This is a genomic window from Streptomyces sp. HSW2009 (genome assembly GCF_040240285.1).
GTDB lineage: Bacteria > Actinomycetota > Actinomycetes > Streptomycetales > Streptomycetaceae > Streptomyces.
This window is the reverse complement of record NZ_JBEHZD010001334.1, coordinates 1-1,747: the sequence shown is the minus strand read 5'-3', so window position 1 is coordinate 1,747 and position 1,747 is coordinate 1. Positions and strand designations below refer to the sequence as shown.

Sequence of the window (1,747 nt, the reverse complement as noted above, 5' to 3'; positions counted from 1 at the left end):
GGCCGCGGCCCGGCCGCCGGGGGCCGGTGGCGGGGCCTCATGGCTCTCTTCGGCGGGGTGCAGCCGCAACTCGTAGTTGCCGGTCTCCGGGTTGAAAACCCACTGATCGGCGGGGTCGACATCGCCCGCTCGCCCACGGCCTTGCCCGTCCACGGTCGCCTGTGTCCTCCGTCGGTGCCACGCGGCGCCTCCCCCTCGGCGCGCGGTCAATCATCTGAGCAGGGCGCGGAAAAGCCTGGTCCAGCGCTCCGGAGCGCTCACACTATCCGCCAAGTTCGGCGCGCAGCGAGGCCGGTGCCTCTTTATCTGGCCCTACACCCGGGCAATGTGCCCAATCCAAGCGAGCCGAAGAGGGGCCGCCGCGACGTTCTTCACCTTCTCTTTCCACACGCCCCACGCGCGGGCGGTGAAGCGGGGGAAGAGGCTCCGGAACGCGCCTCCTTCCCCTGCGATGCGCCGGTCTTGTCATCTTTTGTGGAGTTCGCCCCGCCGATAGTTCCCCGCGCTTCGACCGTGTTTTGCTTCGACGTCACCGGACGGTCTTCTCGCAGTTGGGCAAAGAGGAGATCGGCGGCCGGCTGTACGAGTTCGTCACGGGCCGCGTTCTCCCGAAAAGACCGGCGGGGGACGGTCAGGAATTCCACCTTGTCCGAGGGAATGCCCCGTACTCCGCGCACCAGGTTGTACAGATCTCGCAACGAGTTCAGTCCGGCGTCCGTGGTGAGCGCCGACGTCGCCGCGTCCAACACCGGATACAGCCGCGTCGGATTGAGCAACACCCCGCTGTCGTGCACCTTGTGCACCAGCGAGCTGAGGAACGCCTGTTGCCGGGCGATGCGCTGGGTGTCGCTGCCGTTGCCCAGGGTGTAGCGGGCGCGCACGAAGCCGAGCGCCTCCTCGCCGTTGAGCACCTGCCGCCCGGCGGGCAGGTGCACCCGGGCCCGCGGGTCACGGACCGGGGCGGTCAGGCACATCTCGACCCCGCCCACCGCGTCGACCAGCCGCTTGAAGCCGTCGAAGTCCACGATCAGGTGGTGGTCGATGCGGATGCCGGTGAGCTTTTCGACGGTACGGATCGTGCAGGCGGCGCCCGCCTTCTCGAAGGCGTAGTTGAACTGCCCGAACACCGGCTGCTGGCGCTTGCCGCCGGGCCGCTCGCAGTGCGGGATCTGCACCATCAGGTCGCGCGGGATGCTGAGGGCGGTGGCCCGGTCCCGGTCCCGGGACAGGTGCAGCACGATCGTGGTGTCCGAGCGCTGGGTGCCCACGTCGCGGCCGTACCGCCCGTTGCGCCCCGCGCGGTCGTCGCTGCCGATGAGCAGGATGTTCTGGGCGCCCTTGACGCGCACCGTCGGCCGCTCCGACTCGTACTTGCGCAGCAGCGCGGCGGTGTCCTCGTCGGTGGTGATGTTCCCGTTCAGCCGCTGGTAGAGCACCCAGCCCACGCCGCTGACCAGGAGCACCAGCACGGCGCAGACGATCGCGGCCCAGCGCAGCCAGTGGCGGCGCGGTGCGGGCGGCGGGTCTGCCTCCGGGGTCGGGCGGTCGCTCACGTCGCGGTCCTTCCCCCGCGGGCCCGGGGCCCCGCGCGGTCGGCGGCACCTCGGCCCGCCGATCCACCGGGGCGGACGCAGGGGCCCGCGCGTGGTCGTGCGTCACGACGATCATCACCCGCACCGGGGCCGACGGCCCGCGGTCGGGGCTCGCGTTGGGCCGTCCGGGTGGGGCCTGTCTCTTATAAACATAT

The 1,747-nt window shown here is 70.7% G+C and carries 1 protein-coding gene; it reads right to left on the bottom strand.

Annotated features, from left to right (window positions below):
- Positions 1-371: 371 nt before the first annotated feature.
- Positions 372-1,553, bottom strand: coding sequence for an LCP family protein (locus tag AAHZ94_RS36285; RefSeq protein WP_349997880.1), 1,182 nt, complete (start codon positions 1,551-1,553; stop codon positions 372-374).
- Between the last annotated feature and the right edge of the window lie 194 nt (positions 1,554-1,747).